The organism is Salinispora pacifica DSM 45544 (genome assembly GCF_000378845.1).
GTDB lineage: Bacteria > Actinomycetota > Actinomycetes > Mycobacteriales > Micromonosporaceae > Micromonospora > Micromonospora pacifica.
The window spans coordinates 2,635,565-2,649,811 of the sequence record NZ_KB905359.1; the positions used below are offsets into that span (position 1 = coordinate 2,635,565).

Annotated in this window: 15 protein-coding genes; 9 read left to right on the plus strand and 6 right to left on the minus strand. The window is 69.5% G+C overall.

The genetic code is table 11. From position 1 onward, the window contains the following. Window positions 1-65: 65 nt before the first annotated feature. From SALPAC3_RS0111870 to sepH, 3 genes are all read left to right on the plus strand, one after another. The gene (locus SALPAC3_RS0111870) at window positions 66-1,172 is read left to right on the plus strand and encodes a citrate synthase 2 (RefSeq protein WP_018221453.1); all 1,107 of its coding nucleotides are present in this window, start codon (window positions 66-68) and stop codon (window positions 1,170-1,172) included. Between the two features lie 241 nt (window positions 1,173-1,413). Then, window positions 1,414-2,541 carry a phosphoserine transaminase gene (serC, locus tag SALPAC3_RS0111875; RefSeq protein WP_018221454.1) on the plus strand — a complete coding sequence of 376 codons (1,128 nt, stop codon included), beginning with the start codon at window positions 1,414-1,416 and terminating at the stop codon, window positions 2,539-2,541. Window positions 2,542-2,725: 184 nt separating this feature from the next. Further along, entirely contained in the window at window positions 2,726-3,808 is a 1,083-nt protein-coding gene (sepH, locus tag SALPAC3_RS0111880; RefSeq protein ID WP_018221455.1) for a septation protein SepH, read from the plus strand. A gap of 1 nt (window position 3,809) precedes the next feature. Here the strand turns inward: sepH and thpR are convergent, their stop codons facing one another. The 5 genes from thpR to SALPAC3_RS0111905 form a co-directional block, all read right to left on the minus strand. Next, on the minus strand, window positions 3,810-4,379 hold the full coding sequence (thpR, locus tag SALPAC3_RS0111885) for an RNA 2',3'-cyclic phosphodiesterase (RefSeq protein ID WP_018221456.1): 570 nt from the start codon (window positions 4,377-4,379) through the stop codon (window positions 3,810-3,812). 31 nt (window positions 4,380-4,410) lie between these two features. Beyond that, the gene (locus tag SALPAC3_RS0111890) at window positions 4,411-4,920 is read right to left on the minus strand and encodes a hypothetical protein (protein ID WP_018221457.1); all 510 of its coding nucleotides are present in this window, start codon (window positions 4,918-4,920) and stop codon (window positions 4,411-4,413) included. 81 nt (window positions 4,921-5,001) lie between these two features. After that, entirely contained in the window at window positions 5,002-6,282 is a 1,281-nt protein-coding gene (locus tag SALPAC3_RS0111895) for an MFS transporter (RefSeq protein ID WP_018221458.1), read from the minus strand. Window positions 6,283-6,343: 61 nt separating this feature from the next. Next, on the minus strand, window positions 6,344-6,793 hold the full coding sequence (locus tag SALPAC3_RS0111900) for a MarR family winged helix-turn-helix transcriptional regulator (protein ID WP_018736822.1): 450 nt from the start codon (window positions 6,791-6,793) through the stop codon (window positions 6,344-6,346). A gap of 112 nt (window positions 6,794-6,905) precedes the next feature. Next, entirely contained in the window at window positions 6,906-8,417 is a 1,512-nt protein-coding gene (locus SALPAC3_RS0111905) for an NCS2 family permease (protein WP_033660482.1), read from the minus strand. 50 nt (window positions 8,418-8,467) lie between these two features. Between SALPAC3_RS0111905 and SALPAC3_RS0111910 the strand changes: the two genes are divergently transcribed. Continuing rightward, window positions 8,468-8,713, plus strand: coding sequence for a DUF2530 domain-containing protein (locus tag SALPAC3_RS0111910; protein ID WP_018221460.1), 246 nt, complete (start codon window positions 8,468-8,470; stop codon window positions 8,711-8,713). Between the two features lie 18 nt (window positions 8,714-8,731). Here the strand turns inward: SALPAC3_RS0111910 and SALPAC3_RS0111915 are convergent, their stop codons facing one another. After that, window positions 8,732-9,580, minus strand: coding sequence for a DUF3027 domain-containing protein (locus SALPAC3_RS0111915; RefSeq protein ID WP_018221461.1), 849 nt, complete (start codon window positions 9,578-9,580; stop codon window positions 8,732-8,734). 85 nt (window positions 9,581-9,665) lie between these two features. Between SALPAC3_RS0111915 and SALPAC3_RS0111920 the strand changes: the two genes are divergently transcribed. From SALPAC3_RS0111920 to SALPAC3_RS0111935, 5 genes are all read left to right on the plus strand, one after another. Then, the gene (locus SALPAC3_RS0111920) at window positions 9,666-11,255 is read left to right on the plus strand and encodes an MFS transporter (protein ID WP_018221462.1); all 1,590 of its coding nucleotides are present in this window, start codon (window positions 9,666-9,668) and stop codon (window positions 11,253-11,255) included. Further along, window positions 11,252-11,902: a futalosine hydrolase gene (locus SALPAC3_RS0111925; protein ID WP_018221463.1), complete on the plus strand. Its 651-nt coding sequence runs from the start codon at window positions 11,252-11,254 to the stop codon at window positions 11,900-11,902. The genes SALPAC3_RS0111920 and SALPAC3_RS0111925 overlap by 4 nt, the downstream gene beginning before the upstream one ends. Before the next feature lie 667 nt (window positions 11,903-12,569). Next, window positions 12,570-13,061: a M67 family metallopeptidase gene (locus SALPAC3_RS27970; protein ID WP_157632325.1), complete on the plus strand. Its 492-nt coding sequence runs from the start codon at window positions 12,570-12,572 to the stop codon at window positions 13,059-13,061. Further along, window positions 13,058-13,939 carry a formylglycine-generating enzyme family protein gene (locus SALPAC3_RS0111930; protein ID WP_232430496.1) on the plus strand — a complete coding sequence of 294 codons (882 nt, stop codon included), beginning with the start codon at window positions 13,058-13,060 and terminating at the stop codon, window positions 13,937-13,939. Before SALPAC3_RS27970 ends, SALPAC3_RS0111930 begins: the two co-directional genes overlap by 4 nt. A gap of 7 nt (window positions 13,940-13,946) precedes the next feature. After that, on the plus strand, window positions 13,947-14,240 hold the full coding sequence (locus SALPAC3_RS0111935) for a MoaD/ThiS family protein (RefSeq protein ID WP_018221465.1): 294 nt from the start codon (window positions 13,947-13,949) through the stop codon (window positions 14,238-14,240). The last annotated feature ends 7 nt before the right edge of the window (window positions 14,241-14,247 follow it).

Here is a 14,247-nt window from a genome sequence, read left to right on the forward strand (position 1 = left end):
CGCCTAAGGCACTGGGCCCAACGAGGGCCCGTCCCGGGCGCACCGAGCCAGATCCAGGAGACGACATGGCCGACTTCAAACCGGGGCTGGAGGGCGTCATCGCCTTCGAGACCGAGATCGCCGAACCGGACCGGGAGGGTGGCTCGCTGCGCTATCGCGGCGTGGACATCGAGGATCTCATCGGTCAGATCTCGTTCGGCAACGTCTGGGCTCTGTTGGTGGATGGACGGTTCGGCCCGGGTCTACCGCCGGCCGAGCCGTTCCCGGTCCCGGTGCACTCCGGTGACATCCGGGTGGACGTGCAGTCCGCGGTGGCGATGCTCGCCCCGTACTGGGGTCTGCACCAGTTGCTCGACATCTCCGACGAGCAGGCCCGCGAGGACCTGGCCCGGGTGTCGGTGACCGCGCTCTCCTTCGTCGCCCAGTCCGCGCGGGGCCTGGGCCTGCCGGCCGTGCCGCAGAAGGAGATCGACAAGGCCTCCACCATCGTCGAACGCTTCATGAAGCGTTGGCGGGGCGAGCCGGACCCGCGGCACGTCAAGGCCGTGGACGCGTACTTCATCTCGGCCGCCGAGCACGGCCTGAACGCCTCCACCTTCACCGCCCGCATCGTCGGCTCCACCGGCGCCGACGCCGCCGCCTGCATCTCCTCCGGCATCGGTGCGCTCTCCGGGCCACTGCACGGCGGGGCGCCCTCCCGGGTGCTGAACATGCTCGAGGCGGTGGAGCGCAGTGGCGACGCCGAGGGGTACGTCCGGGGCGTACTCGATCGCGGTGAGCGGCTGATGGGCTTCGGTCACCGGGTCTACCGGGCCGAGGACCCGCGAGCCCGGGTGCTCCGCCGCACTGCCAAGGAGTTGGGGGCGCCCCGCTTCGAGGTCGCCGAGGCCCTGGAGAAGGCCGCCCTGGCAGAGCTGCACAGTCGCAAGCCGGACCGGATCCTCGCCACCAACGTCGAGTTCTGGTCCGCGGTCGTGCTGGACTTCGCCGAGGTGCCCGCCCACATGTTCACCTCGATGTTCACCTGCGCCCGGATGGGTGGCTGGAGCGCCCACATTCTGGAGCAGAAGAAGCTCCAACGGCTCGTCCGCCCCTCCGCCCGCTACGTCGGGCCGGGCCCCCGCCGGCCGCACGAGGTCGAGGGCTGGGACCAGGTCCCGCACGGCGTCTGACGACCGTCGCCCGGGCTGGGACCAGGTCCCAGCCCGGCCTCCGAACCGAACCGAACCGACCGCACCGGCGGGGGTTGTGGCGTACGCCTCAGCCCCGCCGGTGAGACCGGCGGCTATCGGGGCGACGATGGGTGAAAGGATGAGGACTGGCAGCGCCGCCGGTCGGAGGATCGGCCGTGCGCGCCGCGCGCCATCGATCCGCCCGGCCCCTCCCTCGCCCCTGCGGAAGGAACCCAAGACCGTGGCTGACGCATCGACTATCCGAATTCCCGACGACCTCAAACCCGCCGACGGCCGGTTCGGCTGCGGCCCGTCCAAGGTTCGTCCGGCGGCGGTCTCCGCCCTCGCGGAGGCGGCGAGCGACTACCTCGGCACCTCGCACCGCAAGAGCGCGGTCCGCGACCAGGTCGCCCGGCTTCGCCGCGGGATCGCTGAGTTCTTCACCCTGCCCGAGGGGTACGAGGTCGTCCTCGGTAACGGCGGCACCACCGCCTTCTGGGAGGTCGCCGCGTTCGGCCTGATCCGGGACCGGGCCCAGTTCGCCAGCTTCGGCGAGTTCGGCGCCAAGTTCGCCAAGTCGGTGCAGGACGCACCGTTCCTCGGCACGCCAACCATTCACCAGTCGCCGGCCGGTAGCGCACCGAGCCTGGTGGCGGAGGCCGGCGTGGACGTCTACGCCACCCCGCACAACGAGACCTCCACCGGGGTCGCGGTCCCGATCCGCCGGGTGCCCGGCGCGGACGACGGCGCGCTGCTGTTGGTGGACGGCACCTCCGGCGCCGGCGGTTTGGAGGTCAACGTCGGCGAGACCGACGTCTACTACTTCGCCCCGCAGAAGTGCTTCGGCTCCGACGGCGGCCTGTGGCTGGCCCTGATGTCCCCGGCGGCGTTGGCACGCGCGGCCGAGATCAAGGCCGCCGGCCGTTACATCCCGGCCTTCCTCGACCTGGGCACGGCGATCGACAATTCGCGGCTGGAGCAGACGTACAACACCCCGGCCCTGGCCACCATCTTCCTCGCCGCGGAGCAGACCGACTGGATGAACGCGCAGGGGGGCCTGTCCTGGGCGGCCAAGCGCACCGCGGAGAGCGCCGGCATCATCTACGGCTGGGCGGAGCGTTCTCCGGCGACGACGCCGTTCGTCACCGACCCGGCGCTGCGCTCCAACGTGGTCGCCACCGTCGACTTCGTGGCCGAGGTGGACGCCACCGCCGTCGCCAAGGCGTTGCGCGCGAACGGGATCGTGGACACCGAGCCGTACCGCAAGCTCGGTCGCAACCAGCTACGGATCGCCCTCTTCCCAGCAATCGAACCAGCCGATGTGGAGGCTTTGACCGCCGCCATCGACCACGTGGTCGAACGACTCTGAGCTACCGTCACGGTGGGTGACCTGCCGCTTTCCGGCAGCCACCCACCGTGATCAGCATCGCAGCCCAGTCGGGAACACGGGGTGTCGGTTCCCCCACCTGCGGGCAGATGCGCGTACGGTGGTAACGAACGCCCGGGTGGCTCGCCTGTGGCGCGGGGCCAGCAAGGCGGGACGGAGGCAGACAATGCGCCCTGTACGCTTCGTCGCCCTCTCCGAGGATGGCCAGGCACTGGTCCTCACCGACGAGGTCGGGCGACTTCTCGCGCTCCCCCTTGACGAGCGCGTCTCCACCGCCCTGCACACCGAGCCCGGGGCCGCGCCCCTGGCGGTGGCCGCAACGCCGGGCGCCGACCCGGCCCCCACTCTGGCCCCACGGGACATCCAGGCACGGATCCGGGCCGGTGAGTCCGCCGAGGATGTCGCCCGGATCGCGGGCGTCCCCGTTGACCGGGTACTGCGCTACGCCGGCCCGGTCCTCCAGGAGCGGGCCATGCTCGCCCAGCACGCCCGACGCACCCGGCTGCGAGGAGCCGAGAAGCCGACCCCGCTCGCCGAGGTGGTCAACGGTCGACTGTCCCAGCACGGCATCGACACTGAGAAGATCTCGTGGGACGCGTGGCGTCGCGACGACGGGACCTGGCGGATCGTCGCCACCTGGCCCTCCGGCAAGGCCACCGCGCAGGCCGTGTGGGAGCTGGAGAAGTCCCGACAGTCGGTCACGCCACACGACGACATGGCGCAGTACCTCTGCGCCGAGCGTCCCATGCCGATCCTCGGGCAGGAACCGACCGCCGAGCGTGGCGGCCACGGGCTACCCGGCCCGGCGCGGACCGAGCCCGGCCGCGGTGGGCACGGCCTGCCGGGCCCGGCCGAGCCCAAGCGGCCAAGCCGCGATCCGATCCGCGCCGGTCGGGACGCGCTGCTCGCCACCCTGGACCGCCCGCTCGGTGGCACGTCCGGCCGTGGCCTCGAGCCCCGGAGCCCGGCCAGCCCGGCCAGTCCGGAGGCGCCGCGGCCACGGACAGTCGCTGGCGGCGCGGCGGCGTTGCTCGGCGGCGGCCCGGGTTCGGCCTTCGACGACGACTCGGACGCGCCGAAGGAGGTACCGGCTGTTCCGTCGCTGGCCGTGCTCCGGCCGCGCCGCACGGGTCCCGCCACGGCGGGCGGCACCGAGTCGGGCGAGAGCAGCAGCAAACCGCGCAAGCGGCTACCGAGCTGGGACGATGTGCTCTTCGGCAGCGCCCCGGCCGCCCGCGAGTCCTCCTGACTCACAGCTGCCAGCCGGCCAGGCGGTGATAGCTGGGGGACGACCCCGGTTGGCTTCGCGTCAGCACCAGTTCCCGCGCCGGCCACCGGGGCCCCACGTAGCCCTGTAGCGCCGCGACATCGGCCGCGACCTCGGCCGATGTCAGTCGGTCGCCGGGCCGGGCCACGGTCAGGTGCGGGCGCAACGGCTTCTCGTCGTGGCGCAGGTCGTTGGCTCGCAACCGGGACCGGACGAGTCGGCCCAGCCGGTGCAGCTCCGCCACCTCACCCCGCAGGTCCACCCACATGACGATGGAGCGGCCCTGCCCGAACGTTCCGCCGCCGGCCAGGCGTAGCCGCGGCGGGGCTGGCCACGAGTCGCGGGAGCGCCGCGCCGCCTCGTCGAGCGAGTGCTCCACGGCCCCCAACCGGTCCGCTGCCACCGTTGCGAGGAAGGCGAGCGTGACGTGCGCCTGGGTCGGGTCGACGAGGCGGACGCCGGCGGCGGCCCGACCGATCTGCAGCTCGGTGATCCGCGCACGGAGGTGCTCCACCGCCGCCGGCGGCGGGTATACGGCGACGAAGAGTCTCAACCCGGCCGCCGGTGGCTTCCCCGGTTACCACTCAACGGTGGCGCTGTCGGTGCTCGGGCCGGGCACCAGGCAAGATCAGACCCGCGCGGTGCAGCAGCCCTTCGACTCGTACCCGCTCAAGCTCCCGGTCCACCCCGGTCAGCTCGTCCAGGTGCTGCCCGATTCCGAGGGCCGCGCAGGCCAGCCGAAGCCGGTTGTCGTAGCTGGCGAGCGTCGCCTCGTGCCAGACCCTGGCCCGCCCGGAGCCGCCGACCTGATGGCCCCGGAGCCGGCGTAGCTCCGTGGCGAGCTGTTCCAGCGGCTGCCGATCCGGCCGGTCCATCCGGCTCAGATCAATGTTCCGGGTGAGCGCGTCGGCCTCGACCGCCCGGTCCAGGCGAGCGATTATCCGCCGTTCCCGTTGTCGGCTCCGCCACCGCGCCCATCGACCGGCGAGTCGGTCAACGAGTTCGTCGGCGCAGATGAGCAGGGTGATCACCACGGGCAGGCACACCACGGCAGCCACCATCAGGGGCACCAGCAACGCACGTCCCAGCTCCACGCCCCGACGCTAAGCCGGCGGTGATCGCCCTGCCACCGATTTGCCACAATGAGCCGTTTGTCAAGTTCCGCCGCGCGGACCTCACACCCGCTCGGTGAGGTAGAAGCGGGGCATCGGCAGTACCCGGAACCGCAGCCGGGCTCCCGAGCGGCGCAGCTGCCAGGCCAGGGCGAGCAGTGCGGCGGTGAGGGAGACCAACCCGCCCATCCAGATGCTGGCCCCGGCGCCGTACGTCTCGGCGAGCCACCCGATGACCGGGGCACCCACCGGGTTGGTGCCCAGGAAGACCAGTACCCACAGCGCCATGACCCGGCCCCGGAAGGCGGCGTCGGTGCCCAGTTGGATGCGCTGGTTGCAGGCCTGGGCGAAGAAGACCGTGGAGAAGCCGGTCGGCAGGAGCAGCACCACCACCAGCCAGTACGTGGGAGCCAGCCCGACCAGGGTGCCGAAGGTGGCGCAGACGACGGCCGCGGAGAGCACCAGCCACACCGAGGGGCGACTGCGGCGCCCGGTGCCGGCCAGGGCCCCGGCCAGGGCGCCCACCGCGAGGGCGCTGCTGAACAGACCGAACGAGGCGGCTCCGGTGTCGAAGACGGTCTTGGCCAATGCGGCGAGGGTGAGCTGGAAATTGAAGAGTGAGGTGGCGATGACCGAGATCAGGACCATCGGCAGCAGCAGGTCCGGCCGACCCCAGACGTAGCGCAGCCCGTCCACGACCCGGGCCGAGGCCCGCTCCTCGCGCGGCGGTAGCGCCTCGCGGTGCAGCTCGGCCGGGCGCATCCGGATCACGTTCACCAACGGCGCGATCGAGCTGAGGGCGGTGACCAGGAATACCGGCCCCACGTCAACGACGGCGATGGCCAGGCCGGCGAGGGCGGGGCCGACGATCCGCGCGGAGTTGAAGGTGGCCGCGTTGAGGGAGAGGGCGTTCGGCAGCAGCGGGGTGCCGACCAGTTCGGAGACGAAGGCCTGCCGGACCGGGGTTTCCACCGCGTTGGCGACGCCGAGCAGGGCGGCGAAGGCGAAGACGTGCCAGAGCTGCACCCGGCCGGTGATCACCAACAGGCTCATGGCCAGGGAGAGGAGCGTCCAGAACAGGTTGGCGGCGAAGAGCAGGACGCGCTTGTCGTACCGGTCGGCGAGGCGCCCGGAGATCAGCGTGAGCAGCAGAACGGGAGCGAACTGGAGGGCGGTGACGATACCGAGCGCGGTGGCGGAATTGTCGCTGAGCTCGAGGACGAGCCAGTCCTGGGCGATGAACATCATCCAGACGCCGATCAGCTTGATCAGCTGTCCGGAGGCGAATAGCCGGTAATTGCGGACCTGTAGGGACTGGAATATCGTGCTCAGCTTCTTCTGCACTCTTGGTGCGCCTCCCTCGCGTACGCGTCATCGTCGTGACGGCACAGGCGGGGCGGGAGCTTCAGGTACGGGTGAGCTGTTGCAGAATCTCTGCTGCCTGGCGCAGCGTCTCCCGTTCCTCCGCACTCAGTTCGGCCAGCCGGTGGGCCAACCATTGGTCCCGAACGCGCTCAAACTGGTCCAGCACTGCTCCGCCCCCCTCCGTCGCGGCGAGGATCACCTGCCGGCCGTCGGTCGGGTGGGGGGTGCGCTGCACGAGGCCGCGCTCCTCCAGTTTCGCGACGATCTTGGTCATCGTCGGCGGCTGAACCCGTTCGACGTCAGCAAGCTCCCGGGGCGTCAGCGCGCCCGCCAGCCGGAGGCTGGTGAGCGCGGAGAGCTGGGTGACCGTCAGGTCACCAACCGGTCTGGCCTGGCGGACCCGCCGGTTGAGCCGGGTAATCGCATCCCGCAGCTGGACCGCCAGCTGCACCGGTGGCACGCTCTTCGCCGTCACCGTCTGCTCCGTCACTGTAGTTAGCCTAACTAATGAGCCTAGCTAACGACATGCGATATGACCAGGCTCACGCGGAGTACGCACGCGGGGCGCGGGGCCGGTTCGCCGCCCGGCCCCGCGTTCCGCGTCACAGCAGTACAGACTCGATCGGTCCGCGCAGGAAGTACAGCACGAAGAGCGCCGCCACGCCGTACAGCAGCGGGTGGACCTCCCGCGCCTTACCCCGAGCGACCTTCATCAACACGTACACGATCACGCCGGCACCGATGCCGTTGGAGATCGAGTAGGTGAACGGCATCAACACGATCGTGAGGAACGCCGGGATCGCGATCTCGAAGTCGGTCCAGTCGATGGTCCGCACCGCGGTCATCATCAGGAACCCGACCACCACGAGCGCGGTTGACGCGGCCTCGAAGGGCACCACCAACACCAGCGGCGTGAGGAACATCGCCAGCAGGAAGAGCACCCCGGTGACCAGGTTGGCCGCACCCGTCCGGGCACCCTCCGCGACACCGGCCGCACTCTCGATGTACGCCGTGTTACTGGACACGCTCGCGGCGCCGCCGCCGGCCGCGGCGATCGAGTCGACCAGCAGGATCTCCTTCGCCCGGGGCGGGGTGCCCTGCTCGTCGAGCATCCCACCCTCCTGGCCGACCGCCACCATCGTGCCCATCGTGTCGAAGAAGTCGGTGATGATCAGCGTGAAGATGAACATCAGCACGACCAGCCAGCCGGCCCGGCTCCACGAGTCGAGCACGTTGAACCGGCCGAGCAGCGACAGATCCGGCACGTCCAGGATTCGACTCGGCAACTCGGGCACGGTCAGCGACCAGCCCTTGGGGTTCGACACCCCGTTGACCACCGACGGGCCGATGTTGCCCAGCGCCTCGATGACGAGCGCCAGCCCGGTCGAGGCGAGGATGCCGATCAGGATCGCGCCCTTTACCCGGCGTACCACCAGCACCAGAGTCAGCAGCAGACCCACCACGAAGACCAACATCGGCCAGCTGACCAGCTTGCCGCCGATGCCCAGGCCGACCGGGACGGTGGTGTTGGCCGCGTCCGGGAGCCGCCGGACGAAGCCCGCGTCAACCAGACCGATGATGGTCAGGAACAGCCCGATGCCGACCCCGATCGCCGCCTTCATCTGGGTGGGCACCGAGCGGAACACCGCGGTACGCAGCCCGGTCAACACCAGCACCGCGATGATCAAACCTTCGATCACCACCAGACCCATCGCGTCCGCCCAGGTCATCTCCGGGGCGATCTCGTACGCGACCAGCGCGTTGACGCCGAGACCGGCGGCGACCGCCAGCGGGAACCGGCCCACCACGCCCATCAGGATCGTCGCCAGACCGGCGATCAGCGCGGTCGCCGCGGCGAGCGCCGGGATCGGCAGCCGTTCCCCGGCGCCATCAACGGCGGAGCCGAGGATCAGCGGGTTGAGCACCACGATGTAGGCCATCGTGAAGAAGGTCGCCAGCCCACCGCGCACCTCACGGCCCAGCGTCGAACCGCGGGCGGAGATCTCGAAGTAGCGGTCGAAACGGTTCCGCGGTGTCGCGGGCGGCATGGCGCCGTCGGGCGGGGCTACTGCCATCGGGTCCTCGCAGGTGCTCTCTCGTCTAGTCGGCCGCATCGTCGCTGATCATCGGCCCGATAGGAAAACTGATCCCGTACGCTTGCTCCGTGCTGAAGCAGCCGCAACGGCGGACCGAGCCGCTCGACCCGCCGATGGTGCCGTTCGCCCTCGCCGGGATGGCCGCCTGGGCGATCGCCGGAGTCGTGCTGTTGTTCTTCCGCGACCAGCTGGTGGAAGCCGGTCGCGAGGGCTGGCTCTGGACCTGCCTGGCTGGAGTCCTGTGGGGTCTGCCCGGTCTCGCCGTGATGATGCGGCACGACTCGCACCGACGTCGCCGCCGCGCCGGTCACTGATCCACGCCGGCGCTCACCTCACGGCTGGCCATTCGACTCCGCCACCTCGGCGACCTCCGCCACCTCGGCCGACGTGTCGGCCTCGCGCACCGACACGGTCTCCACCGCGCTGTCGTCGTAGACGGTTGATAGCTCCTCGGCGGGACTCTCGGGGGGCTCAGCCAGAATCTCCGAGTGCGCACCGCAGCCATGGTCGGCGCTGACCACGCGCCCGTCATCCGGAGCAAAGAGGTTGCCACAGGCACCGAAGGACTGGCACAGCGCGCCGGCGAGCGGCAGATAGAAGCCGCAGGTCCCGCAGCGGGCTGCCACCGGAGCCGCGGTGGCGATCGGTGCGGTTGGCCCGTGGTCGCCGTCGTACCACCGTTGGGCGGCTTCGCCGCGCCCCTCCCGGGACATCACCCGTGCCCGGCCGAGACCCAACTCCCAGGCGGCCTCCTCGACCGCCGGGTCGTCGGAGAGCAGGTAACCGGGCTGGAGCCGGTCGTCGTCGGGCGGGCTGGGCAGCAGGTCACCCGGGCCGAGATCACCGGGCTGCAGCCGCTCCTGCCAGGGCAGCCAGCCCGGGGCGAGCAACGCATCCGGGCCGGGCAGCAGCACGGCCTCACACACGGTGACCGTGCGACTGCGGGGCACCCGGGTGACGGTGACAGCCCAGCGCCAGCCACGATAGCCCGCGAGCCGACACTCGAAGTAGTGCGTGACGAGACGATCACCTTCGGCAAGGGTCTGGAGATGATCGCCGACCTCCGCCGGGTCAACCTCGGTGATGGCGTCGCGAGCCACCTCGACGGCGGCGGCACAGACCTGGTCGAGACGGGGGGCACGAGCGGAGGCGGACCTGGTCACCCGACCATTGTTCCCCATGCGTGGGACCACCTGACAGGGACTCCCCGAACCAAACACGGCAGTGGTGGCGCGCGGGCCGGGCCGATGAGTGAGACTGGTGCACATGCCGTCCTCCCTCCGCCCCGAGCGCTCCTTCCTCGGGTGGACTGTCGGCACCGGCCTCAAGGCCGTCCGCCTGCTGCTGCGCGGTTCGGTCAACAGCGGCCGCTGGATGACCCAGTCGGTGGGGCGGGCCCGCGCCCGGGGCGCCGGCCGGGAAACCGGCATGATTCGCCTCTTCGACCTACATGCGCTCTCCTGCGCCGGGGACACCCTGATCGCGATCGGCCTGGCTGGGACGATCTTCTTCAACGTGCCGCTCGGAGAGGCCCGCAGCAAGGTCGCGCTCTACCTACTGGTGACCATGGTCCCGTTCGCCCTACTCGCCCCGGTGGTCGGCCCGCTACTTGATCACTTCCGGCACGGCCGGCGGTACGCCCTGGCCACCAGCATGCTCGGACGGGCGTTCCTGGCGTGGCTGATCTCTGACTACATCCACGGCTTCGGCCTGTACCCGGCGGCCTTCGGAGTGTTGGCGCTCTCCCGCGCGTACGGCGTGGCCCGGTCGGCTGCCGTACCCCGGCTCCTCCCGGAAGGGCTCGGGCTCTCCCAGATCGGGGCCAGAGCCAGCGTGTACGGCACGATAGCCGGCGCTCTGCTCGCGCCGATCGGCCTGGCCGCCTTCTGGTTCGGTCCGCAGTGGCCACTCCGAGTCGCCTCGGTGATCTTCCTGGTCGGCATGGTCGTCGCCCTGCGACTGCCACCGAAGGCGGACTCGGAGCCGCCCGAACGGGTACCGCGCCCGCTGCGGGCGCTCCGGCGAAGTTCCAGCGATCGCCCCCTGGGCCGGGGTGGTCCGCACGGCCGGCTGGTCATCGCCACCCTGATCGGCGCCGCCACGCTGCGCGCGGTCTACGGCTTCCTGCTGCTCTTCCTGGCCTTCGCGATCAAGGCCGGCGACCTGACCACCGTCGTCTTCGGCCGGGACCTGGGCGACGAGGCCGCCCTCGGGTTGGTCGGCGGGGCGCTGGCGATCGGCAGCTTCCTGGCCACCGCGGTCGGCACCCGGCTGCGGATCCATCGCCCGGCGGCGCTGCAGTCCAGCGGCATGGTGATCATCGCTGGGGTGGCTGTCCTCGCCACGCTCAAGTTCTCGCTGCTGATGGTCGCCCTACTCTGCCTGGTCACCGCACTGACCAGCGGCATCGCCAAGCTCGCGGTGGACGCCTCGATCCAGGAGCGCATCCCCGAACGGCTGCGGGCCAGCTCGTTCGCCCACTCGGAGACAGCGCTCATGCTCGCCTTCGTCGCCGGCGGCGGGTTGGGGCTCGTCCCCTTCGACGGCCGGCTCGGCATCGCCGTCTCCGCCGGGGTCGCGACGCTCGCCACGGCCCGCGGCATCCTGGTCGCGGGCCGGCTGCGGGCAGAGCGGCTGGCTGGCCGGCCGTTGGCGGATGACGACGTCGCCCAGGACGAGTCGCCCCTGGGCGATTCCGCCGCCGACGACCCAATCCCCACCTCGCCCGCCCCGAGACCCGGCACCGGGGACGACGATGACCCGGCACCACCGGGTTTCCACCTCTACCGTCCGTCGTCGGCGGTGGGCGGGCCAGGCAGCAGCGATGAGGAGAGCCGCCGGGGGCCGATCCCGTGACCGGGGTTCTGGTCGTCACCGCGGTTCCCGCCGAGGCCGAGGCGGTCCGTGCGGGGCGGGGGCCGACGGTCACCGTAGCGCCGGTCGGGGTAGGCCCGGCGGCGGCCGGGGCCGGCACCGCCCGGCTACTGGCCCTGGCGGAGGCCGCTGGCCGCCCGTACCGCCTGGTCGTCAGCGCGGGCGTGGCGGGCGGCTTCCCGAACCGGGTCGAGGTCGGCGGAACGGTCGTCGGTACCAGTGCGATCGCGGCCGACCTGGGTGCCGACTCCCCGACGGGCTTCATCCCCGTGGACCAGCTCGGGATGCCAGCCGAGTTGCTGGGTGCCGGCCCCGCCATCACCGCGGACCCGAACCTGGTCGCCACCCTCCGGGCCGCGCTTCCGGCCGCCGCGGTCGGTCCGGTACTGACCGTCAGCACGGTCACCGGAACGGTCGCCGGGACCGAGGCGCTTCTGCGTCGGCACCCCGACACGGTGGCCGAGGCCATGGAGGGGTACGGGGTGGCCGTTGCCGCCGCGCACGCCGGCCTACCCTTCGTCGAGCTCCGCACCATCTCCAACCCGGTCGGACCGCGCGACCGCGACGCCTGGCGCCTCCGGGAGGCTCTCGCCGCCCTCACCGAGGCCGCCGCGGTCCTGCCCGGCTGAGAAGGCGGTCGGGTCGGGCGGCTACTGGCGCAGGGTGTCGGGGAGCCACCGGCGCAGACACCACACGCGCCCGCCGCCGCACAGCCCCGCGACCCATCCCCGAATCCCCGAAACCCGGCCCTTCGCGCAGCCCATCGACGGGGCAGCTCGACAGCAAGAACAGACAAGTCACTGTCGGGCCCGCAGCCAAGATCGGCATTCCCAATCTAGGCAGACCCAGCTACATCAAGCCCTTTCATAGCCACGTCCAGTGTCCACCGACCAAACCGACGCCAGTCCAACCACACACCAAAAGCCCCGGAAGGCCGAATGGATGCGGGCACATTCCGAGTCACAACCAGCCCAAATATCGATCCGAGCGGATCGTTGAGTCAACCTCCTCGAAGCGCGACCCCGGCTACCCGCAGAAACGATAGAGCCCCGTCGGCCGACCCTGGTGCCACAACAACCCACACTCGGGATGCCCGGTGTGATCATCAACCCCGAATTCACGTGCGTACAGCCCCGCCCCGGTGGCGCAAAAGGGCATTACCTCCAGTTCACTCTATATGTTGACTTTCCGGTGGCTGAAGTTGAGTAATTGACTACTCAGGGCGCGCCTCCGCACGCCCGGTAATGTTCCGCCATGGATCGCCTCCAATCCGGATTTGGTCTGAGGAGGACTTGCATGGGGGACTATGCAGTCGACGACGTTGAACTCACTGTGGACCTTTATGAGCGCCTCGTCGAAACCGTGCTGGCACGATACCCAACAAAATCTTTTGGCTACCTGGCGTCCCCCAACGGCGAGATGCGGCGGGCAACCGATTTCCTCCTGTTCGAAGACAACGTTCGTAACGATGACGCCTGGCGGCACGAGTTTGTGTCTCGAGGTCGCTACTTTGTAGATCATGACGATGCCGGATTCGTCGCCACCCCTGAGGAGTCACTGCGGGTACACCGCCACCTACTACAATCAGGACTTACCGAGATCGCGGTGTTCCACACTCATCGCAGACACCCCGGGAACTTCTCCGACATCGATTACGACCTACATATAAGCCGCTTCAAGGCATTATGGCACCTAATTATATCGCTGCGCAATCCGCGCTTCCCACAGGTGCGGGCGTTCGCGGTGTCGCCATCAGGCGTGGGCGAGATGGGGGTTCGGGTGCGGTGAACGTTCGGACGCGCGATCGCCTGATCCAGCGTGCCAAAAATGCCTTGATGATCAATTCTTCCGGGCTGCCGGAATGCCGCGACAACAAAGAAATATATGCGGTGATGACACTGATCGAACAGGCCAGCGATGCGGATCTTTCCGAGATCGCGAACGCCTTCCTCATAGACGCGGGGAATCGAGCCGCCGAGCACATCGAGCCCCTATTGAGGAAAATCGAGGCCACCACATTCTCAATGGGGACGGCCGCCGAGGACGCCCGCCACTTCAGCGGCGAGGTACCCCTGCATTCGGTGGACTTGGCGGCCTATCGAATGGCCAGCACGGCGGTTACCAACGAACTGTTCGGGCTCCTCGATCCGACCCGCACCAAGGATCTTGATCCGCGCGAGTTGCACCACCCGGTGGTGAACGTGAGCTGGTTCGACGCCTGGGTCTTCGCCGCATGGGTGGGATGCCGGCTGCCAACCGAGGCGGAGTGGGAGTACGCGTGCGGTCTGGGTTCGGCCGAGCAATGGTGCTGCCCACAGGAGCAGCTCGTCGAGTACGCCTGGTTCAGCGAGAACTCAGGCAGCGTTTTGTGGCCGACACAGACGCGCGAGCCGAATTCGTTGGGCCTCTACGACATGCATGGGAACGCTTGGGAATGGTGCCAGGACTCATTTCACACCGACTCATACAGACGGACACCACAACGAAATCCCGTTTATGGCGAAATAACCGAGGGACACACTCACAAAGTCAACCGGGGTGGCGGGTTCTTGGCATTGCCGGAAATGTGTCGAACCCGTTACCGGATGCACGACCCAGCCCACACCTGGGCGATGGACCTAGGATTTCGACTAGCGGATTCACGCGCTACAGATCCGGAGGACTGATCGCGGCATGCTGAAGCTGACTCTTTCTGCGTCGCTGTTTTCACTGCTTCCCTACACGGAACAGAAGACTGATGCAAAGATCAACCGTACCGTGACTGTCGATGCCAACAGCTGGGAGGAGCTGGTGCACCGGATGCGCATCGACTATCCGCAGCTCGCTGATCACGTTCTGACACCGAACGGGTTGATCAAAACAGGCTTTCTCGTAGCCGTGAATGACGATGTCGCACCCCGCTCCGAACGACCCGACATATCCGGTGGAGATGGGGTAATGCTGTTCACTCAAATGGCCGGCGGATAGGGAGTAG

Bases quoted from the DNA above. Each gene is read 5' to 3' on its own strand.
- SALPAC3_RS0111935 (WP_018221465.1), top strand. From the start codon at position 13,947: ATGCTGAAGCTGACTCTTTCTGCGTCGCTGTTTTCACTGCTTCCCTAC.
- SALPAC3_RS27970 (WP_157632325.1), top strand. From the start codon at position 12,570: ATGGGGGACTATGCAGTCGACGACGTTGAACTCACTGTGGACCTTTAT.
- sepH (WP_018221455.1), top strand. From the start codon at position 2,726: ATGCGCCCTGTACGCTTCGTCGCCCTCTCCGAGGATGGCCAGGCACTG.
- SALPAC3_RS0111905 (WP_033660482.1), bottom strand. From the start codon at position 8,417: ATGCGGCCGACTAGACGAGAGAGCACCTGCGAGGACCCGATGGCAGTA.
- SALPAC3_RS0111870 (WP_018221453.1), top strand. From the start codon at position 66: ATGGCCGACTTCAAACCGGGGCTGGAGGGCGTCATCGCCTTCGAGACC.
- SALPAC3_RS0111915 (WP_018221461.1), bottom strand. From the start codon at position 9,580: ATGGGGAACAATGGTCGGGTGACCAGGTCCGCCTCCGCTCGTGCCCCC.
- SALPAC3_RS0111920 (WP_018221462.1), top strand. From the start codon at position 9,666: ATGCCGTCCTCCCTCCGCCCCGAGCGCTCCTTCCTCGGGTGGACTGTC.